Origin of the sequence: Roseateles sp. (assembly GCF_052436255.1) — a bacterium.
Classification (GTDB): Bacteria; Pseudomonadota; Gammaproteobacteria; order Burkholderiales; family Burkholderiaceae_C; genus Pelomonas.
Genome location: NZ_JBQVNP010000094.1, coordinates 1 through 20568, shown reverse-complemented (window position 1 = coordinate 20568; position 20568 = coordinate 1). Strand labels below are relative to the sequence as shown.

Sequence of the window (20568 nt, the reverse complement as noted above, 5' to 3'; positions counted from 1 at the left end):
CCTGGGCGTGGGCGCCTCGGGCTGGATCCTGCAGTTCACCGGCTTCGATGCCAAGCAGGACATCCAGACGCCGGAGGCCATCTTCTGGATCCGCATCCTGCTGTCGGGCATCCCCGTCATCGGCCTGGTGCTGGCGCTCGTCGCCATCCTGCGCTTCCCGCTGACCGAGGCGCGCATGCTGCAGATCCGCGGCAAACTGGAAGCGACGCGGGGCACGGTATGACGCTGTCACGCCGCATGGCCTTGCAGGCCGCACTCGCGGGCGCGGCGGTCACGCCTGCGCTGGCCGCGCCGCGCTTGGCCGCCGGCATCGAGGGCCAGCGCAAGGCCGACCTGGGCGACGGCACCTACCTGAACCCCATCGTCGCGGGAGACCATGCCGACCCCACCCTCCTCAAGGACGGGGCCGACTACTACATGACCTTCTCGTCCTTCCAGTCCTACCCGGGCGCCGTCATCTGGCACTCGCTGGACCTGGTGAACTGGACGCCGATCACGGCCGCGCTGACGCAACCCATCGGCACGGTCTGGGCGATGGACCTGATCAAGCACCAAGGTCGCTTCTTCATCTACATCCCGGTGCTGCAGGATGCCGGCACGGGCATCTACGTCATCCACGCCGACGACATCCGCGGGCCGTGGAGTGCGCCCATCGACCTCAAGATCCCCGGCTGCATCGACCCGGGCCACGTTGTCGGCGAAGACGGCAAGCGCTATCTCTTTGTCAACGGCGGCCGCCGCGTACGACTCAAGGACGACGGCCTCGCCACCGACGGCGCGCTGGAAGACAACGCGTGGAAGCCCTGGCAGTACCCGAAGGACTGGGTCGTCGAGATGTTCGCGCCCGAGGGTCCCAAGCTGTTCCGGCGCGGGGAGTGGTTCTATTTGATCAGCGCCGTCGGCGGCACCGCCGGGCCACCTACGAGCCACATGGTCACCCTGGCGCGCTCGCGCTCCGTGCACGGGCCCTGGCAGGACGCGCCGAACAACCCCATCGTGCGCACAACGAGTGCCAGCGAACCCTGGTGGTCGCGCGGCCATGCCACCGTCGTCGAGGGTCCGGCCGGGGACTGGTGGATGGTCTATCACGGCTACGAGAAGGACTTCCGCACGCTGGGCCGCCAGGCGCTGCTGGAGCCGGTCGAGTGGACGAAGGACGGCTGGCTGCGCGCCAAGGGCGGCACGCTGGACCGGCCGCTGCCCAAGCCGCGCGGTGGCCGGCCCAGCAAGGCCGGCTTTGCGCTGTCCGATGATTTCTCATCTGGCAAGCTGGGCCTGCAATGGGCCTTCCACGCGCCCGGCCCCGACGAGGCCAAGCGTCTGCGTTTCGAGGACAAGACCCTCGTCATCCGCGGCAAGGGCAAGGCCCTGCCCGACTCGTCGCCGCTGACCTGCGCCTGCGGTGACCGCAGTTACGAAGTGAGCGTCGAGCTGGAGATCAGCGGAAACGATCCCAACGGCCACGGCGGCCTGGCGCTGTTCTACGAGGAGCGCGGCCATGTCGGCATCGCCTTCAGCACGACGCAGATGCTGACCTACGGCTACGGCCAGGAGCATGGCTGGATGCGCCAGAACATGGCCACGCGCCGCGTCCACATCCGCCTCCTCAACCGCGAGAACGTCATCACCTGGCACTACTCGCACGACGACGGCAAGACCTGGACCCAGCATTCCTGGCAGATGGAGGTCTCGGGCCTGCATCACAACGTCTTTGGCGGCTTCGTCAGCCTGCGACCTGCGCTGTTCAGTGCCGGGGCCGGCGAGGTGCGCGCCCGCAACTTCACCTATCGAGGACTTGCCACATGACATCCCGCCGCCAAGTGATTGCCGCCGCTGCCGCCACCGCCGCCCTGCCGCTCGCCGCCCACGCACAGCCGGCCCCACGCCGCATCGTGCTGGACCTGGCCGAGGCCACGCAGCCGCTGGACCGCTTCTTCGACCACTGCGTCGGCGCCGACTACCCGGGCACGCTGTTCCGCGAGGACTCGCTGGCGCAGCTGAAAACGACGGTGGACGAACTGGGATTTCGCTACCTGCGCTTCCACGCCATCTTCCACGACGTGTTCAAGACGGTGACGCGCGACGCCGCGGGCAAGCTGGTGTTCGACTTCACCGGCATCGACAAGCTCTACGACGCGATGCTGGCGCGGCGCATCAAGCCCTTCATCGAGCTGGGCTTCACGCCGCTGGCGCTGAAGACGTCCGACCTGAAGATCTTCTACTGGGCCGGCAACACCTCCCACCCTGAACCGACCGGATGGGTCTCGCTGATCGACGCCTTCACGCGCCACCTGCTGAAGCGCTATGGCGAGAAGGAAGTGCGCAGCTGGTACTTCGAGGTCTGGAACGAACCCAACCTCGACGGCTTCTGGGAGAAGGCCGACAAGCAAGCCTACTTCGACCTCTACACCCGCACCGCCAAGGCCATCAAGGCGATCGATGCGCAGTTGCCGGTCGGCGGCCCGTCCACGGCCGGCGCGGCCTGGGTGCCGGAGTTCCTGGCGCATGCGAAGGCAACGAACACGCCGGTGGACTTCATCACCGTGCACACCTACGGCGTGGACGGCGGCTTCCTCGACGAGTTCGGCAAGGAAGACCTGATGCTGCTGGCGACGCCCTCGGCAATAGTGGGCGACGTGAAACGCGTGCGCAAGGAAATCGAAGCCTCGCACCTGCCCGGCCTGCCGCTGTACTTCACCGAATGGAGCAGCAGCTACAACCCGCGCGACCTCGTGCACGACAGCTACATGAGCGCGGCCTATGTGCTGACCAAGCTGAAAGCTTCACAAGGCCTGGCGCAGAACATGAGCTACTGGGTCTACAGCGACCTGTTCGAGGAACCCGGCCCGCCGGACGCGCCCTTCCACGGCGGCTTCGGCCTGATGACGCGTGAGGGCGTGCGCAAGCCGACCTGGTTCACCTACAAATACCTGGCCGCCCTGGCGGAACTCAACGGCAATGAGGTGCCGAGCAACGACGCCTTCACCTGGGCCGCAACGGATGGCCGGCAGGTGAATGCCATCGTCTGGGATTGGCGCAACACCGACCAGAAGGTCAGCAACCGCAGCTTTTTCGGCAAGCCACGGCCGTCCAGGGACGTCGGCACGGCCACCGTCGAGCTGCGCAACCTGAAACCCGGCCGCTACCAGCTGACCCAGCAGCGCACCGGCTATGAAGTCAACGACGCGCACACGGCCTATCTGAAGATGGGCTCGCCCAAGACCCTCGACGCCAAGCAGCTCGCCACACTGCAAGGTCTCACGGCGGACAAGCCCGAAGTGCGGCGCGAGCTGGTCGTGGGCGCCGCCGGCACGGCCACCTTGGCCCTCAAGCTGCGCAGCCACGACGTCGTGCTGCTGAGCCTGCAGAAGGTAGGCGCATGAAGCGACGCAACGCGCTCGTGGCGCTGCTGCCGCTGGCAGGCTGCGGCGGCGGCGCCGCCGCGCGGGCTGCGTCCACACCCGCACCGGCACGCCCCGGCATGCGCGACCTGACCAGCCTGCAGCTCAGCAAGCTGATGGGCTCGGGCTGGAACCTCGGCAACGCACTCGAAGCCATCGGCGGCGAGACCGCGTGGGGCAATCCCGCCACGTCGCCGACGCTGATGAACGCCCTCAAGGCCGCCGGCTTCAAGACGGTACGCATCCCCGTGTCATGGAAGCAGTACGCCGACGCCAGCGACACCATCAGCGCGACCTGGATGGCCCGCGTCGCCGAGGTCGTGGGCTATGCGCGGGCAGCCGGCCTGTTCGCCATCATCAACATCCACTGGGACGGCGGCTGGATGCAGCCCACATTCGCCGCCCAGGCGATGGCCAATGCCCGCATCACGAAGTTCTGGACGCAGATCGCCAACCACTTCAAGGGCTTTGATGACACGCTGCTGTTCGCCGGCACCAACGAGGTCATGGTGGAGGGCGACCACGGCACGCCCAAGGCCGAGTATGTGCAGGTGCAGAACGGCTTCAACCAGCAGTTCGTCACCGCCGTCCGCGCCACCGGCGGCAACAACGCGGTGCGCCATCTCGTCGTGCAGGGTTTCAACACCAACATCGACCACACCCTCGCCTTCGCCGTCATGCCAACCGACACGGCCAAGGACCGGCTGATGATGGAAGTGCACTACTACGACCCCTACAACTTCACGCTCAACGAGAAGAGCAAGCTTTGGCAATGGGGCGCCAGCGCGACCGACCCCAGGGCCAAGGAGGCCGGCTTCGACGAAGCCTGGGCCGACGCCCAGTTCCAGAAGATGAAGACGGCCTATGTCGACAAGGGCATTCCCGTCATCCTCGGCGAGTTCGGCGCCATCCGCCGCACCGAGTACCCGGGTGCCGAGGCCTATCGCCTGGCATGGAACAAGCACGTCGCTCGCTCCGCTTGGCAACGCGGCCTCGTGCCGGTGTATTGGGACGCCGGCGCAGCCACCCAGAACCACAGCATGGGCCTGTTCAATCGCACGAGCGGCGCCCAGGTTCACCCCGCCTTGATCAAGGCCCTGGTTGACGCGGCAGCCTGACCCCCGTTCAAGCGCCGCCATGTGCTGGTCATCGTGCTCGATCGCATCAGGAAGCAGGCCTTCGACGCGGTGCTGATGGGACATGCAGACGCCCGAGATGGCGGCCTGACCGGCACGCGGCTGATCCGCGCCATGCCCGAACACGCGCGCCTGCCCATCATTGCGATGACGGCCGGTGCGATGGCGACCGCGGTGCAGGACTGCCTGGCCGCGGGCAAAACACCCATGTCAGCACCCCCATCGGCAGAGCGCGAAGGCCTGGGCAGATGTAACAACTGAGCCTCGGCGCGGGCTTTTGCTGCGTTATCGGAGGTACCCACTCGCCAAGAGGATGCTTCCGATGAACCCGACCCCGACATGGGCCGCCGCCGCCCTGGCCCTGCTGGCCGCGACCACCGCCCAAGCGCAGTACGGCGACGCCTATCACGCACCCGACCGCCTGAAGCTGCAGCAGATGGCCGGCCAGCGCGCGCGGCAGCAGGCCGACGAGCACACCGCACGCATCCGTGCCGCCGGCAGCCGGCCGGCGGCCGCGCCGCTGATCAACTTCGGCGCCAGAAGCACGAGCTGGGCGGACACCCGTCGCATGGACGCCCAGCAGCAGGCCGCCGCCCGCATCGACGCCCGCGACCAGGCCTTCCAGGCCAAGCTGCAGCGCATGGAGGCCTTGTTCGCCCAGCGCGGGCTGCAACGCCGCGCCGAGGACCATGAGGGCCTCGTCGCCGCCGCCGTCGACGCTGGCCACGACGCCTACTGGGCGCGTCGCACCTTCGGCGCCAACCGCGCGGAGTACGCCGAGCGCCTGGCGCGAGAGCACGACAAGGCCACCGCCGGCGCCTTCAGCGGCAGCACGCGCGCCAGCTGCCAGGGCGACTGCAGCGAGACGCTGCGGGTGGCCGGCGGCCACAGCTACAGCGGCCAGACGCTCAACGGCCTGCCGCATGGCAGCGGCACGCTGGCCTATGCCGACGGAGGCCGCCTGCAGGCCCAATGGGCGGCCGGCCGCGCCACCGGCCCGATCCGGCTGCAGTACGCCAGCGGCGACGTCTACGAGGGCGGCTTCGACGGCACCCACTTCAGCGGCATCGGCCGCCTCAGCTACAAAGACGGCGGCGTCGACAGCGGCCAGTACGCCGCCGGCCAGCTCGACGGCCCCGCCGAGCGCCTGGTCGTCAGCAGCGACGGCGCGCGCGAGCTGCGCCGGGGCCGCTACAAGGCCGGCGTTCCGGTCGGGGTGCACCACAGCCATTTCGACAACAGCAAGCGCAAGCGCATCGTCGAAGACTTCGACAACCCGGCGGCCAGCCGCGCCGAGTGGGTCGACGGCAAGGTGTTCGTCGGGGTGATTGACGAAGGCGTACCGGTCAGCGGCACGCTGACCTATCCCAATGGCAACGGCTTCACCGGGCTGTTCCACGGCAACGGCACGCCGCGCGCCGGCCTTTTCACCGGCGCCAACGGCGCAGCCCAGTTCGGCCACTTCAGCGAGGCGGCCAAGCGCCATGGCTATGTGGCGCTGACCTATGCCGATGGCAGCACCGCCGAGATCATGCACAACAACAACGCCTGGGCCGGCCCCATCCTGCGCACCCAGGCCAATGGCGACGTGCTGACCGGCACGACGGCAAAGCCCGGCTTCATGGTCTGGGGCGTGCTGCGCGCCAGCGGCGCCGCCGCAAGCGCCGCCCGCCCGGCCGCGCTGACCGAGAAAGGTGAGCTGGTGCTGCTGCCCGAGGCCGAGCACGCCGCGGCGCGCGAAGCCGCGCAGGCCGCAGCGCAGGTCATCGTTGCCGAGCGTGAACGGCTGCGCAAGCTGCTGGGGAGCTGACGCCCGGCTTCAGGCGCCGTCAGGCACGCGCTCGAAGTCCATCACCCAGTTGGTCTCCCAGGTCTGGCCGCCGTCGGCCGAGAAAGCCTGCTCCCAGCGCGGCTTGGGCGTGGCGGTGTCGGTCCAGCGGAAGCGCACGCGCACCGGCTGGCCGCGCAGCTCGTCGTCGCACTGGAACTCGCCCACGCCATCCTCAAAGCGGCCGACCACCGGCGGGTCCAGCCGGTGCGGGTTGCGGCTGTCGATCCACCAGATCGACCATTGCCGCGTGGCCGGGTCGAAGGTCCGCATGGACGCGGCGCGGTAGGGCCCGGTCGGCAGTTCCAGCACGTTGTCGTCGATGTTGCCCAGGCCGCCGAGCAGCGGCCACATGCGGCAGCGGCCGTCGAAGGCCTCCCAGTCCTCGCAGCCGAGCAGGCGCTCCTTCAGGCGGCGATGGCTGACCTGCCAGTGGCCGATCAGGAAGTCGAAGTCGTGCGGTGTGGCTTGGCTGTTCATGGCGTGTCAGAGGCGGATGGCGGAACGCGTGGTGGGAGCAAGGCGCAGGTGCTGGCTGGCGCGGGCCTGCCAGGGTTGCGAGCGCGCGTCGACGTCGCGCGCCCACGCTTCGGCGGCGGCGGCGTCGCTGAACAGGGCCAGGCCGACCAGCACCGGCTCGCCCTCACGAAGCGGCAGGCGCGGGAAGTTGTTGGGCGCCGCCTCGCTGACATACCACGCGAGGGCGGCCGTGCCCTGGCACTGCGCCAGCAGCGCGGCCTCGGCCGGCGCCTTCAGGTGCAGAACCAGCACGCGCAACAGCCCTTGCGCGTCGCTCTCGACGCGCGGCTGGTGGGGCAACGCAGCACCGCCCCAGGCCGGGCGCAGCAGCAGCACGTCATCGGAATCGACCATGGTCGCGTTGGCCGCATCGCGGTGCGCCGCCCAGGCCGGGCCGCCGTAAAACGCAGGCAGCGCTTCGCCCCGTGCTGCCATGCCGGCAAAGCCGCGCAGCCAGACGAATCGGTCCGCGTCGTCCAGGTCGCGGAACTGGCCGAGCACGCGCATGCCGACAGCCTCCTGCGTGTCGACGAACTCGCGGTCGAACAGCTCGATCAGCGTGTCGCGCTGACAGGGATGCAGCGTGTATTGACGCAGCTCGACAGCCTGGCAGTCGGGCGCGGCGGGGAGGGGCAACGAGGGCATGGGCAGGCTTCAAAGGAGTTCAGCGTCCGGCCAGTCTGCGCGGCCCAGCTGACAGACTGCGGCAGCAGTCAGCCGGCCGGCGCTGGCAATGCCAGCCCGCGCGAGCGACGACGGGCCGACATGCGCTGCGGCCGACCCTAGCTGCGGCTGCCCCGAATTGCGGGCGGCCGCAGCTAGCGGGGTTGAACGGTTACGAATGCAATGGCATCGCGACTGAATCAAACCCCTGAGGAGCTTTCAATGACCACCATCCAAGCGACCAGCTCGGCGTCGCTCAGCACCACGTCGGCCCTGTCCGAGTCCAACCCCACCCACGCCAGCACCAAGATGGAAGGCGGCAAGGCGGTGTTCGAGAACGACAACTACCGCATCACCGCGGGCGACAACAACGAAGTCCACATCTTCAACAAGAAGACCGGCGAGGACTACAAGATCTGGGGCGACCCGCACGTCAACATTGACGGCAAGCACGAGTTCGACTTCTGGGGCACGACCACCTTCGCGCTGGAAGACGGCACCAAGGTCACCATCGAGACCACGCCCTGGGTCAATGACAAGAGCATGACGCTGGCCAGCACGGTCAACATCACCAACGGCGACTACGGCGTGCAGATCAAGGGCGTGGACACCAACAAGGTGGGCGACCTCAAGATCAACGAAGCCAAGGGCTGGGGCGAGGTGCTGGACTGGACCCACGACGACGGCAACGTTTTGCAGGAGAACCCCGCCGGCAAGGGCTTCCTGGCGGTGGGCGCCGACGGCAAGATCCAGAAGGTCGACCAGAACTACATCAACAAGACCGACCTGCAGCTCAACGCCGGCAAGCCGGCCAAGCCGGTCGACCAGGCCGCCCAGCAGCGCGCAGCCGATTTCGTCAAGGACCTGTTCAGCATGTTCAGCGGCCTGCTGTCGGCCTCGTTCAGCGGCGCCTTCCTGGGCGCGCTGGCCGCCTCCAGCGAGAGCCGCGAACCCGCGGCCCGCGATGCCAACCGCTTCTCGCTGACCTTCGTCCGCCTGGACTTCTGAGCGGGGGCGGCCATGAGCTTGCAAGCCGTTGAACGCAGTACCGACGTCCGGTCAACCACGCCGGTCACGCGCGACCCCGCCGCCGAGGTGGTGGGCCGCGCGACCGACCCGCGCACCGGCCAGGTCGACACCGAGCGCCTGGCCGGCTGGGTGGTCGGCGCCCGCAACAGCGACCCGCAGGCCGCCGAGGCGGCGCACGCGGCCATCGAGCGCAACCTGCTGGACTCGGGCCGGCTCGTCGAGCTGGGCCACTACCACCAGGATGTGCGACAGGCGGCTCGCGAGAGCCTGCTGCCGGGCGCCGTGCCTGATGCCATGCCTGATGCGGTGCCTGGAGGCCTCTGGGCCGCCGGACAGGGCATGGTGCAGCAGGGCGGCAAGGTGCTCGTCGACAACCCCATCCTCGTCAAGCGCTGGGAGGCCACGACGAGCGCTTGGACCGGCAGGGGCGGGTTCACGCCGGGCCTGACCGAGCTGCTGAACGCCAGCGGCATCGATGTCGCGCAGGGCGTGAATCCGGCGCCGCCGGGCTCGCTGTCGCGCACCTCGGGTGTCCGTGCCGCGGTCGCCAACAACACCAATGGCGCCCTGGCGCGCGATGCCATCGCCGACCGCTTCCGGGCGGACGGGGTGCCGGCACGCACGGAGGTGCCGGTGCAAGGCGGCGCGCGGCGCGTCGACGTGGTCGCCGAACCCGCGGCGACCGACCCTCGCATGCAGCAACGCATCGAGGTCGAGTCCAAGGTCGGCCGCACGGCGCTGGACAGCGACATCCGCGGCCAGGTGGCGCTCGATGCCGACGCGCTGCGCGCCAACCGCAGCCTGCGTGGCGCCGGCCAGGTTCTGGAGAACGTCGGCAAGGTGGCGCGACCGGTCGGTGTCGTGCTGGACGCCATCTCACTCACCCAGGCCTACAAGGCCGATGGCAACCGCATCGGCGAGAACACCGGGCGTACCGCGTCCGGCGTGGCTGGCGGGGCCTTGGGTGGCTGGGGTGGCGCTGCAGCGGGTGCGGCCATCGGCACCGCCATCTTCCCCGGCGTGGGCACGGTGGTGGGCGGCGTCATCGGCGGCGTTGCCGGCGCCTTCGGTGGCGACGCTGCCGGGCGGGGCATCTTCGATACGGTAAAAGGCTGGTTCTGACGCCTGCGTCTGTCCACCTGGGGCGGCTCGCGGGAGCCGCCCTTTTTCCTTGCACCCGCTGACATGCTCCAACTGATCCAGCAATGGCTTGCCGGCTCCCGGACACCCGCCTGGGATCTGGTCGATTACCCGGCGTTCGAGCTGCCCTACCCGGGCTGCGCGGGCGCCTTGAGCGAGACCCAGGCGCAGCAGAACTGGGCCTGCTTCCAGGCCAGCTTGGCGGCGCGCCAGCAGTCGCTGCGGCACTGGCTGATCGCCCGCGGCGGCCCTGATCCGCAGGCCCTGCAGGGCGCCGCCTATGCCAAGGCCTTGAAGACCTGGGCGCGGGCGAACTGGGCGCGGCTGCCCGCCTTCGACCGCCTGCCCCCACACAAGCCCTGGCCCGACTGCCCGCGCAGCGGCCCCTTCATCGTCTACAGCCTGCTGGGCGACCTGGCCGCCAGCCTGGGCGAGGCCGTCCGCCACGCCGACCCGTCGTGGCACTGGGGGCTCAATCTGGACGCGACCGACCTGGCCGACGGCATGCACACGTCGCGACGCGTCGTGCTGCTGGCGGACCTGAAACAGCCCACGCCCGAGACGCGTGAGGCCGTGCTGGACTTCGAGGCCCTCGTCTTCGGGGCCCACCGCTTCCCCCAGTCGGTCGACTTTGTCCACCTGGATACCTGGACCCGCACGGTGGCCGACGCCATCGCCGGCGCCTACCACCGGCGCTGAGCCCGGCGGGGCACTGCGGCCAACCCCAGCTGCGGCTGCCCCGAATTGCGGCCAGCCCTAACTGGCGGATCGGGCGCAGCGGGGCTGCAATAGCGCTTCCAGCCTACAGACCAGGAAGCGCCATGGCCGCCGTCCAGAATTACCGCGTGCAAAGCGGTGACACCGTCACCGAGATCGCCCAGCGCCACGGCGTGTCGGCCCAGGCGCTGATGCGCGCCAACGGCATGGACGCGGCCCGTGCAGACGGTCGGATGGGCGGCAGCCCGCGCGACCCCGACCGGCTGCAGGTCGGCCAGCGCCTCGTCATCCCGGTGGCCACGCCGGGCCTGGAGCGCAGCCACCGCGTCGTCGCCGGCGAGACGCTGGCGGGCATCGCCGACCGTTGGGACGTCAGCCTGCCGCAGCTGCTGGCCGCCAACCCGCAGTTCGATGCCGCCAAGCTCGGCAGCGGCCGTGGCCACGGCGCCGGCCGCGACCCCGATCGCATCAGCGTCGGCGACCTCATCCGCCTGCCCGGTGCCCATCCCGCAGGCCGGCCGCAGGCGTCTGTCGGCGCCACACCAGCCGTCGCCGATCGGCAGGCCAGCGCCACCCTCGACCTGCGCCGTTTCACCGACCCGGCGCTCGGCGCCAACGCGGCGGCCGCCATCGTCATCGGCAACGCCGAAGGCACGCGCCGCCCCGACGGCGGCTTCACCGCGGCCTACGGCGGCCACACCGACCCCGGCAACGCGGCCCACAACCGCGGCTCCTTCTCATACCAGCATGCCGCCAGCAGCCCGGCCGATGCCGACCGCCGCCAGCTGCAGACCCTGCAAGGCCAGCTGCCCGCCTACGAAGCCGCCGCGCGCCGCGCCGGCCTCGATCCCTCGAACGCCCGCCTGGCCAGTGCCTACCTCGACCTCTACAACCAGTCGCCCACCGCAGCGGCGCGCTTGCTCGGCCAGCTCGACACGCTGCGCGGCCAGGCCATCACCGCGGCCAGCCTCACCGACCTGCGCCTCAACAGCTTTGTCGACGCGTCCACGGGCGAGCGCTTCCGCCTGGCCAACGGCAACCGGGCCGGCGGCGGCTTTGCCACCATCGCCCGCAACCAGCTCGGCCGCACGCCGAGCGAGGCCGAGGTGCAGGCCGTCATCCGCGCCGACCAGCAGCGCCGCACCAACGCGGTCGAGACCGCGCTGGACCGACAGGGCCTGCTGACCGAGGCGCCCGCCGCGGCACAGCCGGCCCCGGCCGCCGGCGTGCCGCGCCACCTGACCATCGCGCGCGGCGAGCTTGGCACGAACGAAGTGCGCGGCGCCCGCGACAACGCGCGCATCGTCGAGTACCACCAGACCACCAGCCTGCGCGCCAGCAACGACGAGACCGCCTGGTGCTCGTCTTTCGTCAACTGGACCATGGAGCAGGCCGGCATCCGCGGCACCGACAGCGCCGCCGCGCGCAGCTGGCTGAACTGGGGCAACGCCGTGCCGATCGACGCGACCAGCGTGCGGCCCGGCGATGTCATCGTCTTCCCGCGCGGCAACAACCCGGCGCAGGGCCATGTGGCCATCGTGTCGGAGGTGCTGGCCAGCGGCACGGTGCGCGTCGTCGGCGGCAACCAGGGCGTGCGCGGCGAGAACTACGACGGCGTGACCTACGCGGACCGGCGGCTCTCCGACGCCATCGGCCTGCGGCGTGCCCCTTGAGCCCGCGCATACTGGGCGGCACCCCACCCTGACCGCACGATGCCCGCTGGCCGCACGCTGCTGACCCTTGCACTGCTGGTGCCGTTCGCCGCGGCCCACGGCGCCGACGCGCCGCCCACGCAGCTGATCTGCAAGCCCGACGGCGTCCACAGCTATCGCGTCAGCCACGACGCGGCCGGTACACCGCTGGCGGTCAGCGTCAGCGTGGCCGCCGGCAAGCGCGAATGCGACTGGGCCAGCGCCGGCCCGCCGCTCGCCCAGGCCGACGGCGGCTGGCGCTTCGACTGGACCGACACCACCCTCGGCCAGCGCCAGCGCGTCGACGTGCGGCGAGCGGCTGGCGCCGGCTACACCCTCGCCTTCGAGCCGGCGGCCTGCGGCGCGCTGGAGATCCCCGCCATGGCAGCGCTCGCTCCCAAGGCAGCAGGCTGTTCGGTGTCGGTTGACCGTGACGGCGCCTTCGTGCAGTTCTGGCGCCAGCTGCGCGATGCGCTGGCGCGCGGCGACGGGCTGCTGCTGCAAAAGCTGTCGCTGCCGCAGCTGGATTTCGTCGAAGGGCCGGACATCGTCAAGGCACCAGCGACCGTGATGCGCCGCGCCGCACGCTGCCTGCCCGACGTCACCGCGACGACGCAGCGCCTGGACATCCGCCACATGATCGCTGGCGACACGCCGCCGCGCCCGGACATGCCGCCGCTTTCGCGCAAGGGCAACGAGCGCATCGACTTCGCCGGCGCCATGAGCCTGCGCTGGACGCCGCAGGGTTGGCGCATGGACGGCTTCAACGCCAGCCGGAATGTGTTCGCCAACTGCCCGGCGGGTTAAGGCCGTCGGGACAGGGTGGCCGGGGCATTGGATCGCGCGTCAAGCCGCCGCGCAAGAGTTCATGAAGTCAACTGCTTGGAGGGTGATTCCTGAGAGGCCTCACTGCTGACGAGCGCTCATGACGCCTTCGATCCAAGCTCTGTCGTAGGAGCGACAGAAAATGGCGCATATATCGTTGTTCATGCGGCGCCCTCTGCACCGCAGAGGGCCGGGTCTTGCCGCTGGCAGGAAGAAGCCATATCAAACGTTCGACATGAGCGGCCGGTCAAAAGCACAGCTTTTGGACGACCCGCACCATCGAATGGCTAGCTGCCGGCATACAACGCGATGCCGCCGATCGCGAGGAACACAGGCCACGCCAAGTGCTTACCTCGCGAGGCTGTCAACGTGACCAGCCCAGTCGCGCTGAACGTGATGCCTATGGCGAAGGCGACGCTGCTGGCGGTGAGTGAGCCTTGCGCAAGCTGCACAAGCACAGCGGCGAAACCCCACCAAGCGATTGTTGTGACATGCCATGCAAAGCGCAGGGTGCGGGCGGTGAACTCCGTGCCACCGAAGAGCTTCGGCAACCCGTCACGGCGAAAGAGGCGGATGAGGATGTAGCGCTCGCCAAGCACCGAGTGCGCAATGCCCACCAGGAGCGCAAGGACGGCTGCGACGTAGAGGGCTGCTGCCACTGGGACCTACCGAATAGCGTCTATCCGCCGCCCAGGCGAGGTGGGAAGACCTCTTGGCATGGCGGCGGTGGACAAACTTGTTGGACTGAACCGCCGGCCGATGGTTTCGGCAGCGGTGGCGATGGGGGAATGTAAGTTTCAAATGCCCGTCCGCGCCAGCGCGGATTCACCCGTGCTGGGCTGCGTGGCTTGTGCGGTCGACCACACGCCTTGGCGCTCATCGTGACGCCGCATGTGCTGCAGCACACGACGGCGCTCGGGCACGAGTCGATCGAGGCGACGCTGAAATACCTGGACGCAAACCTCGCGTTGAAGGAGAAGGCAGGGCTCTGAGGCAGCCGCTCAGGCGCCAGCGGCCCGGCTGCCTCGAGGCCCAGCGCCGGGAGCGGCGAGCTGCAGCGCCTGCAGGCCGAGGCGACCGGCACCTTCGTGCGGCGCCGTCAGCCCTGCGCCTTCGAGCCGGACATGATGATGGCCATGCCGAGCAGACACACCGCCAGGCCGATCCAGTCGTTCGCGGTCGGTGTCACCCTGTCGATCAGCCACAGCCACAGGATGGCCACGCCGACATAGACCCCGCCATAGGCCGCATAGACGCGCCCCGCGGCCGTCGGGTGCAACGTCAGCAGCCACGCGAAGAGGGCCAGGCTGGCGGCTGCGGGCACGAGCAGCCAGGCAGAACGGTCCTGCTTCAACCAGAGATAAGGCAGGTAGCAGCCGACGATTTCGGCCAGCGCCGTGGCCACGAACAGGCCCAGGGTCTTGATGAGGTCCATGGCAGGCATTGTGGACACGCCGGCTCTGAAAAAAGGGGCTTGCTCCTCAAGTGGCTTGAGCTTGCATGCTGCTCGCATCCTCACCACAAGGAACACGAATGAAGTCCTGGAAAGCTGTCGTCGGATTGGGTGCCGCCTGTGCTGCCTGCTGTGCCATTCCCCTGCTGGGCGTGTCGGCGGGGCTCTCGGCCTTTGGTTCTGCACTGGCCGCCTGTGCGGACGAGCTGTGGCCCGCAGCGGCGGTGCTGACGGCGGCTGCCGTGGTGCTCGCCGGCACATGGTGGTTGCGCCGTCGCCAGGCAGCCCGACGCGCGGCCTGCGGCTGCCCGTCGCCCTGCAACGGCTAAGCTTTGACGCATGAACAACTCGCTGCCGCTGTACATCGGCGTGATCGCCCAGCAGACCGGGTGCACGGTGCCGACCATCCGCTACTACGAAGAGATCGGGCTGCTGCCGCCAAGTCCCCGCACCGAGGGTGGGCGCAGGGTTTACGGACAGGCGGCCGTGCGCCGGCTGACATTCATCCGGCGCTGCCGCGACTTCGGCTTTTCCATCGACCAGGTGCGCGAGCTGGTCGGTCTGGTCGACGAACCCGCTAGACCCTGCGTCGAAGTGCGCGACGTTGCCGCCCGCCATCTGCTGCATTTGCGCCAGAAGCTGGCCGAGCTGCAGGCACTGGAATGCAGCGTGGCGGCATTTGTCCGCAGCTGCGAGGGCGCCTGTGCCGGCGGGCCTGCCGTCGACTGCACCATCCTTGACGACCTGAGCTTGCCCGGCATGCCAGACCGCAGCGCGCCTCGGCAGGCTTCCTGCTGCCCCTGACAGCGCGGGGCCGCGGCTCAACGCGCCATCAGCCCCTGCGACCCGATCTGGATGCGCTCCACCGCCAGCCCGAGTGCGGCTTCGAGGTTGGCCCTGGCCGCATTGCGGAAATGGACTTCCTCGCTGGGACTGGGCTGGCGATTCAGCTGCTCGCGGTAGACGGCCATGAAGGTGCCGACCATCGCCAGCTGCTCGAACATGGCGCGCTTGGCAACCGGATTGCTCTGCGTGAAAGCCGCGTTGCGCGCCAGCAGGCTCTGCATCTGCAGCACCAACGACTTGAAGTCCTCGTCAGGCACCTGCTGCTGCATGAAGGCGGCGTAGTTGCCGGCGATGAAGGCGGCCACGGCGGCGGCGACGTCGTTGGGCGTCAGGCCAAGCTGCTTCTCCAGCTTCTGCCAGAAGACGAAGGACTCCTGGAAGGCCTTGGTCATCGCGGCGCGGTGCTGCGCCGGGAAGCGCTGCGCCAGCTCGGCGGCCGACTGCTGCAGCTGAGGCGGGCCGTTGACCACGATGGGCGCGTCGAAACTGCCCAGGCCGGTGGCGCCGGCGGCCACCGCCGGCGCCGGGCTGAACGCCGCCGCGCCGCTGGCTGCGGGCTTGCCGAGCATGGCGCGCATCTGATCGGCCAGGCTAACGGCGGGGGCGACCTGGGCCACGCCCGCGCTGGCGGCGCAGACCAGCAGGACGGCAAGCATCAAAGGGAGGCGGCGTGACATGCAGGGCTCCGGATGAAGGATGAGTGGGCGGACTACTTGTCGAGGCTGAAGCGGCCGTCGTCATCGTCCAGGGTCAGCATGAAGCCGCCGAGCTGGTAGCGGCCGCGGCGCCCGGCGCCGTCGTCCTGCTGGCGCGAACTGAAGGCGCCGACCGTGCCAGGGCCGGTGCGGCTGCTGCCCTTGCCAGCACGGCCAGCCAGGCAGCGCCCAACCGCCGCCGGCCGTTCAACGCACCGTCATCCTGCCGCCCTTGATCTCCAGGCTTTCGGCCGGGCGCTTGAGCAGCTGTTCGAGGTTGGCCTTGGCGTGGTTGCGGAAGTGGGTTTCCGCCTGCGGATTGGGCGTCTTGGCCAGGGCCAGCCGCGCGGTGGTCATGAACATGCCCATCATGGCCAGCTGCTCATAGGCCTGGCGCTTTTGCCGGGGTGCCGCCTGCGCGAAGCCCGGCGAAGCGGCGAGCGCGGCGCGCAGGCGGCCGGTCAGCGCGACGAACTCGCCATCGGCCGGCAGCGCCTGGCCATGCAGGGCGATGTAGTTGCCGACGATGAAGGCCGCCAGCGCAGCCGCCACGTCATCGCGCGGCAGGCCCAGCCGCTGGGTGACCTGCTCGAAGCTGGTCAAGGACTCGGTGAAGACCTGCGTGAGCTGGCCGCGCGAGGCGCCGGGGTAGAAGGCAGCCAGCTCGGCAGCCACGCTGGAGCGTTCCGCCGTGCGCGGCGCCAAGGTCGACACCTCGGACGCCGACCGCGCCGCTGCCGCATCGCGGTTGGCGTTGTTCAGCACCGAGAGGTTGAGATAGCTGTTGGCCGCGTAATTGACCTGCGGTACGCCGAAGGTCGCGTAGTCGGCGCCGAGCCACTGGGCCTGGGCCGCGCCGCAGAAGGCCAGCGCGCAGAGTGCGCGCGCGAGTGCAGTGCGAAGGTTCTTCATGGCAGCCAGCGTAGCGTGGAACAGGTCGTGACCCACTCCCCAGTTCCGACCGTCATCGCCTGCATCTTGACGGCGAAATCGTGCTTCACATTCGGCCAGGTGAAGGCCAGCGGCTGGGCTTGCGCCGCCGGCAGCACATAGACGGGGCTGGTGCCGCAGCCCGTGGTGCCGACGATGCGGGACGCGCCGATCTCCGCCTGCGGGAAGACCGCTTCCACCGCGCTGCCGCTCATGTAGTGCACGAAGGCCAGCCATTGGCCGTCGGGCGACCAGGTCGGACTGCCGAACCAGTGGCTCAGCGGGCTCGTCGCATCCGCCACGGCCGTCAGCTGGCGGAGGTCGCTGCCGTCGACGTTGGCCGTGAAGATATGGGTGTCCATGTCGTTGCCGCGCTTGACGCGCCAGGTCAGCGCGATCCTGCTGCCGTCGGGGCTGACGGCCAGACTGCTCTGACCGGCGACATAGCTGGTGCCATCGACGGCATCGTTGGGTGGCAGGGCCAGGCGCGCGACCAGCTCCGACGTCGTGGCGGTCGGCGACGAGCGCCACAGTTCGTTGGCCTTCAGGTAGAGGTAGCGGCCGTCGGGCAGCCAGGCCTGGGGTTCGCCGGTGACGGTGGCGCCATCCAGCTGCGAGCCCCGCTTGCTGACCGACAGGGTCAGCGCGTCCAGCACGGTCAGGCGGCGGTCGGTGCGGAAGTCGTCGCCATACTGCGCCAGCACCCAGCGGCCGTCGGCCGACAGCGCCGGCTCGCTGAGGCCCAGCAGGTCGGACACCGCCAGCGCACCGCCGCGCGGCGCCAGCGTGGCGGCATCGAACAGCGTGACCGGGTAGCTGCTCTCGCCGGTGTTGCGCGTCAGGCGCACCAGCGTCCCGCCGCCCTGGGCGACAGACCAGACGTCGAAGCTCGCGCTGGCCGACGCGGGCAGGCCGGTCTGCATGCCGGTGGTCAGGTTCATCAAGCGCGCGCCCCGGCCATCGGGCGCATTGACGAGCAGGCGCCCGGGCAGCGTGCGGCTGGCATAGGTGTAGACGGGCGGCGCGCCGGGGGCGGGGGCCGGGGCGGGCGCAGGCGCAGGGGTGGGCGCGGGCGTTGGGGCCGGCGTCGGCGCAGGGGCGGGCGCCGGTGCACTGTCGCCAGAGCCGCCACCTCCGCAGGCCTGCAGCATGGCGACCGCAAAACCGATGAAGCTGGCTTTGAGGGCGTTCGACGGGGCCGGTGCGGGGGACAAGGTTCTGGCGGTCATGCGTTGGCGCTGGAAATGGCAAAGAACCGGAGTGCTCTTGCAGCACTCCGGCGTTGGGGGTTGACGCGATTACTGCTTGCGAGCCACCGAGGACATGGCTTCACCGATGGCCTTGATGGCCGTCGAGAAGGTGTTCTGCAGCAAGCTGAACTCCTGCGAGGTGGCCTGGAACTCGGCGTTGAGCTTCTGCATTTCCTTGGCAGCTTCCTGCTGGGCCTCGTTGCCACCACCGGTCTTGGTGTTGGCGATGCGCTGGCTCAGGTCGACCAGCTTGCCGGCGCGCTCGCCCATGGTCTTGCCCATGGCCTTGGCGATGGCGACGAGCCAGCTCTCGGCCGAGGCCTTGCCGCCGTCCTTGCCTTCGCCCTTGAGTTCCTTCGTCACTTCGGAAACGATCTGCTTGGCGGCGTCCTGGATGAACTGGTCCATCCAGTCGCCGGCAGCGGCCTTGGCCTGGCCGGCGGCCTCCGGCGTCACGCCCTGCTGGCTCTTGCTGAGCAGTTGTTGGACGGCTTGGTCGATCTTGCCCTTGACCTCGTTGGCCAGGAACTTGGGCATGCCGTGTTCCTTCTGCAGGGTGTCCACGGCTTGCTTGGTTGCATCGCCCAGGGCCTGCTGCAGCATGCCGCCGATGGCCTGCCCGATCATGGCGCCGAGCGGGCCACCGAAGATGCCGCCGACGATGCCGCCCACGGCACCCAGGATGCCACCGGCGCCGCCGCCACCGAAAACGCTGCTAACTGCTGATCCCATGTTGATCTCCAAAAAATGTTGGGTTGCGCGGCAAATCTGCCGCAACGGTTGATTGAGTTCAGGGCATCTGAAGCCGGCGGCGACTGAAGGAAACACCGGATTCGCTGCGTGTCTTGTCGGCAAGGTTTTCTTGACCAAACTCTGCGGCGCTGACGGAATGAATTAAACGGGGTCGGCCCCCTGTTGCCTATCTGCGGCTGCTCCTAATTCGGCGCCGTTGACGCTAGGGTTGGCCGCAGTCGGCGTATCCAGGCCGCGCAGTACGGAGCAGAGCACAGGCAGGTCCAGCCCCAGTTGCGCCTTCAGGCTGTTGCGCGCCATCCAGGTGGCCGAGGCCGGGTTGGCACCGCCCTGGCGGCTGGCCTGCACCGTCCATTCGCCCAGCGCCACGGCCAGCGTCGCAAAGCGCTCGAAGGCGTCCTGGCGTTCGGCCAGCGGCACGTCGTGCCAGGGCATCTCGTCGATGACCCAGGCCTTGAGCCACTGCGTGATGGCCTGCCAACGCCCGGCGCTGAGCGGCTCCTGGTCGAAGGCCTGGCGGCAGGCGCCGAGGTAGGCGGCCAGGGCGCGGCCGAGGTCGTCGTCCTGCGTCCCGTGGGCGTCCATCTGGCGGAACTGCTGCAGGCAGCGCGTGGCCAGTTCGGCATGCGCGGCGGGCTTGCCAGCGCCCAGCATCTCGGCCAGCGCCACCGCGGGCGCGTTGCCGGTCTGCACGGCGCGCGCCGGCAGCCGCCAGCGCGTGCCGCCCGCATGGGCGGCTTGGTCGGCAGCGTCATCGGACAAAGGGGCGTGCGCCAGGCGCGACAGCGTCAGGGCTTGCGCGAGGCGGCTGGCCAGCGCGGTCTGCCAGGTGTGCGGAGGGGTGGAAAGGTTCATGGTGGGCTCAAGGTGGATGGCGGCGTGGCGCGCCGCCGGTGGCGCAGGCGGTCCCTGCGGCTGAGGGTGTGAACCTGCGACCAGGTCGCGGCGTCCAGCGCGTGGTAGTCGGACAGCTGCCCTTCGTAGGGCGCGCGGCTGCGCGGCGCGAAGCCGAGCGCGGCCAGGCAGCCGCGGGCAGCGCGGTTGTCCGGATGGCAGATGCCCCAGACCGTGCGCAGCCCCAGGCTTTCGAACGCGTGGCGCAGCAGCACCTCGCCGCCGCTCAGCGCCAGGCCGCTGCCCCAATGCTCGGGCCGCAGGCGGCTGCCCAGTTCCACGTCGCCGGGCTGCACGCCAAGGCCTGCGGTGCCAGGGTTTGCTTGCAGCGGCATCAGGCTGAACCAGCCCGCGAAGCGTTCGGCACCGTCGTTCGCCGGCACGGCGCAGCGCCAGATGCCCAGGCCCGGGTGCTGGCGGTAGAAGCTGCCCAGGCAGGCGGCAAAGGCCTCGGCCCAGCGGGGCTCGTGCAGCGGCTGTTCGTCGGGCAGCAGCGCCCGCACCCGCGGGTCGGCGTGCAGCTGCCGAATGTCGGCCGCGTCGGCCGCGTCGCCGGCGACGAACTCGCGCAGCAGCAGACGCTGGCAGCGGTGCGAGAACGCGCCCGCGGCCGTCATGAATCGGCGCCCGGCTCCGGCCGGCCTGGCTGCGGCCAGCGCGCCAGCAGGCTGATGCCGCCGGCCGTCACGCCCAGCATCCAGCGCTCGCCGGCATGGTCGAGCAGCACGACGCGTTCGCGGCTTCCGAGCGGCAGCGCACGCACGAAGCGCAGCGCGTCGCCGGGCTCCGCCTTAGGGC

At 69.7% G+C, this 20568-nt stretch carries 26 protein-coding genes; 15 read left to right on the top strand and 11 right to left on the bottom strand.

The genetic code is table 11. The features are described from left to right. The 6 genes from ACT6S0_RS18710 to ACT6S0_RS18685 form a co-directional block, all read left to right on the top strand. The coding region (locus ACT6S0_RS18710) for an MFS transporter (protein WP_444765301.1) at window positions 1–223 on the top strand (223 nt) is incomplete at its 5' end. After that, on the top strand, window positions 220–1806 hold the full coding sequence (locus ACT6S0_RS18705; protein ID WP_444765300.1) for a family 43 glycosylhydrolase: 1587 nt from the start codon (window positions 220–222) through the stop codon (window positions 1804–1806). The genes ACT6S0_RS18710 and ACT6S0_RS18705, both read left to right, overlap by 4 nt. Next, window positions 1803–3383 carry a GH39 family glycosyl hydrolase gene (locus ACT6S0_RS18700; protein WP_444765299.1) on the top strand — a complete coding sequence of 527 codons (1581 nt, stop codon included), beginning with the start codon at window positions 1803–1805 and terminating at the stop codon, window positions 3381–3383. The genes ACT6S0_RS18705 and ACT6S0_RS18700 overlap by 4 nt, the downstream gene beginning before the upstream one ends. After that, a complete protein-coding gene (locus tag ACT6S0_RS18695) occupies window positions 3380–4519 on the top strand; it encodes a glycoside hydrolase family 5 protein (RefSeq protein WP_444765298.1) in 1140 nt (379 codons plus the stop codon). Before ACT6S0_RS18700 ends, ACT6S0_RS18695 begins: the two co-directional genes overlap by 4 nt. A gap of 33 nt (window positions 4520–4552) precedes the next feature. Next, window positions 4553–4798 (top strand): hypothetical protein, encoded by a 246-nt coding sequence (locus ACT6S0_RS18690; protein ID WP_444765297.1) that lies wholly within the window; start codon window positions 4553–4555, stop codon window positions 4796–4798. 61 nt (window positions 4799–4859) lie between these two features. Then, on the top strand, window positions 4860–6347 hold the full coding sequence (locus ACT6S0_RS18685) for a hypothetical protein (RefSeq protein WP_444765296.1): 1488 nt from the start codon (window positions 4860–4862) through the stop codon (window positions 6345–6347). A gap of 9 nt (window positions 6348–6356) precedes the next feature. Here ACT6S0_RS18685 and ACT6S0_RS18680 read toward each other — a convergent pair whose 3' ends face one another. Both ACT6S0_RS18680 and ACT6S0_RS18675 read right to left on the bottom strand, forming a co-directional pair. After that, complete coding sequence (locus ACT6S0_RS18680) at window positions 6357–6845, bottom strand: DUF1579 domain-containing protein (RefSeq protein ID WP_444765295.1); 489 nt, start codon at window positions 6843–6845, stop codon at window positions 6357–6359. 6 nt (window positions 6846–6851) lie between these two features. After that, window positions 6852–7529, bottom strand: a complete 678-nt coding sequence (locus tag ACT6S0_RS18675; protein WP_444765294.1) for an NIPSNAP family protein — start codon at window positions 7527–7529, stop codon at window positions 6852–6854. A 240-nt stretch (window positions 7530–7769) separates the two neighbouring features. Between ACT6S0_RS18675 and ACT6S0_RS18670 the strand changes: the two genes are divergently transcribed. From ACT6S0_RS18670 to ACT6S0_RS18650, 5 genes are all read left to right on the top strand, one after another. After that, a complete protein-coding gene (locus ACT6S0_RS18670) occupies window positions 7770–8555 on the top strand; it encodes a DUF1521 domain-containing protein (RefSeq protein WP_444765293.1) in 786 nt (261 codons plus the stop codon). A gap of 12 nt (window positions 8556–8567) precedes the next feature. Further along, on the top strand, window positions 8568–9698 hold the full coding sequence (locus ACT6S0_RS18665) for a hypothetical protein (RefSeq protein ID WP_444765292.1): 1131 nt from the start codon (window positions 8568–8570) through the stop codon (window positions 9696–9698). A 63-nt stretch (window positions 9699–9761) separates the two neighbouring features. Then, complete coding sequence (locus ACT6S0_RS18660; protein ID WP_444765291.1) at window positions 9762–10415, top strand: hypothetical protein; 654 nt, start codon at window positions 9762–9764, stop codon at window positions 10413–10415. Window positions 10416–10537: 122 nt separating this feature from the next. Further along, window positions 10538–12106, top strand: coding sequence for a TIGR02594 family protein (locus tag ACT6S0_RS18655; protein ID WP_444765290.1), 1569 nt, complete (start codon window positions 10538–10540; stop codon window positions 12104–12106). Between the two features lie 39 nt (window positions 12107–12145). Continuing rightward, window positions 12146–12931 (top strand): hypothetical protein, encoded by a 786-nt coding sequence (locus ACT6S0_RS18650; protein ID WP_444765289.1) that lies wholly within the window; start codon window positions 12146–12148, stop codon window positions 12929–12931. A 305-nt stretch (window positions 12932–13236) separates the two neighbouring features. Here the strand turns inward: ACT6S0_RS18650 and ACT6S0_RS18645 are convergent, their stop codons facing one another. After that, on the bottom strand, window positions 13237–13608 hold the full coding sequence (locus ACT6S0_RS18645; protein WP_444765288.1) for a hypothetical protein: 372 nt from the start codon (window positions 13606–13608) through the stop codon (window positions 13237–13239). Between the two features lie 210 nt (window positions 13609–13818). Between ACT6S0_RS18645 and ACT6S0_RS18640 the strand changes: the two genes are divergently transcribed. Continuing rightward, window positions 13819–13941 carry a hypothetical protein gene (locus ACT6S0_RS18640; RefSeq protein WP_444765287.1) on the top strand — a complete coding sequence of 41 codons (123 nt, stop codon included), beginning with the start codon at window positions 13819–13821 and terminating at the stop codon, window positions 13939–13941. Between the two features lie 107 nt (window positions 13942–14048). On the opposite strand, the gene ACT6S0_RS18635 is transcribed toward ACT6S0_RS18640, so the two are convergent. Then, entirely contained in the window at window positions 14049–14384 is a 336-nt protein-coding gene (locus tag ACT6S0_RS18635; RefSeq protein ID WP_444765286.1) for a YnfA family protein, read from the bottom strand. A 98-nt stretch (window positions 14385–14482) separates the two neighbouring features. Between ACT6S0_RS18635 and ACT6S0_RS18630 the strand changes: the two genes are divergently transcribed. Then, window positions 14483–14731: a hypothetical protein gene (locus tag ACT6S0_RS18630; RefSeq protein WP_444765285.1), complete on the top strand. Its 249-nt coding sequence runs from the start codon at window positions 14483–14485 to the stop codon at window positions 14729–14731. A 10-nt stretch (window positions 14732–14741) separates the two neighbouring features. After that, window positions 14742–15206, top strand: coding sequence for a MerR family transcriptional regulator (locus ACT6S0_RS18625; RefSeq protein WP_444765284.1), 465 nt, complete (start codon window positions 14742–14744; stop codon window positions 15204–15206). A gap of 17 nt (window positions 15207–15223) precedes the next feature. Here ACT6S0_RS18625 and ACT6S0_RS18620 read toward each other — a convergent pair whose 3' ends face one another. Beyond that, complete coding sequence (locus ACT6S0_RS18620) at window positions 15224–15925, bottom strand: DUF6683 family protein (protein WP_444765283.1); 702 nt, start codon at window positions 15923–15925, stop codon at window positions 15224–15226. A 23-nt stretch (window positions 15926–15948) separates the two neighbouring features. On the opposite strand from ACT6S0_RS18620, the gene ACT6S0_RS18615 reads away from it, so the two are divergent. Then, window positions 15949–16179 carry a hypothetical protein gene (locus ACT6S0_RS18615; protein WP_444765282.1) on the top strand — a complete coding sequence of 77 codons (231 nt, stop codon included), beginning with the start codon at window positions 15949–15951 and terminating at the stop codon, window positions 16177–16179. Here ACT6S0_RS18615 and ACT6S0_RS18610 read toward each other — a convergent pair. The 6 genes from ACT6S0_RS18610 to ACT6S0_RS18585 form a co-directional block, all read right to left on the bottom strand. Continuing rightward, window positions 16151–16855 (bottom strand): DUF6683 family protein, encoded by a 705-nt coding sequence (locus ACT6S0_RS18610; protein WP_444765281.1) that lies wholly within the window; start codon window positions 16853–16855, stop codon window positions 16151–16153. The two genes, ACT6S0_RS18615 and ACT6S0_RS18610, sit on opposite strands and share 29 nt — an antisense overlap. Continuing rightward, window positions 16852–18102: a TolB family protein gene (locus tag ACT6S0_RS18605; RefSeq protein ID WP_444765280.1), complete on the bottom strand. Its 1251-nt coding sequence runs from the start codon at window positions 18100–18102 to the stop codon at window positions 16852–16854. Before ACT6S0_RS18605 ends, ACT6S0_RS18610 begins: the two co-directional genes overlap by 4 nt. Before the next feature lie 69 nt (window positions 18103–18171). Continuing rightward, window positions 18172–18855 (bottom strand): hypothetical protein, encoded by a 684-nt coding sequence (locus ACT6S0_RS18600; protein ID WP_444765279.1) that lies wholly within the window; start codon window positions 18853–18855, stop codon window positions 18172–18174. A gap of 162 nt (window positions 18856–19017) precedes the next feature. Then, on the bottom strand, window positions 19018–19731 hold the full coding sequence (locus ACT6S0_RS18595; protein WP_444765278.1) for a DUF6683 family protein: 714 nt from the start codon (window positions 19729–19731) through the stop codon (window positions 19018–19020). Then, a complete protein-coding gene (locus ACT6S0_RS18590; protein ID WP_444765277.1) occupies window positions 19728–20387 on the bottom strand; it encodes a GNAT family N-acetyltransferase in 660 nt (219 codons plus the stop codon). Before ACT6S0_RS18590 ends, ACT6S0_RS18595 begins: the two co-directional genes overlap by 4 nt. Next, window positions 20384–20568: flagellar biosynthetic protein FliO (locus ACT6S0_RS18585; protein ID WP_444765276.1), on the bottom strand; the 185-nt coding region annotated here is incomplete at its 5' end. The genes ACT6S0_RS18590 and ACT6S0_RS18585, both read right to left, overlap by 4 nt.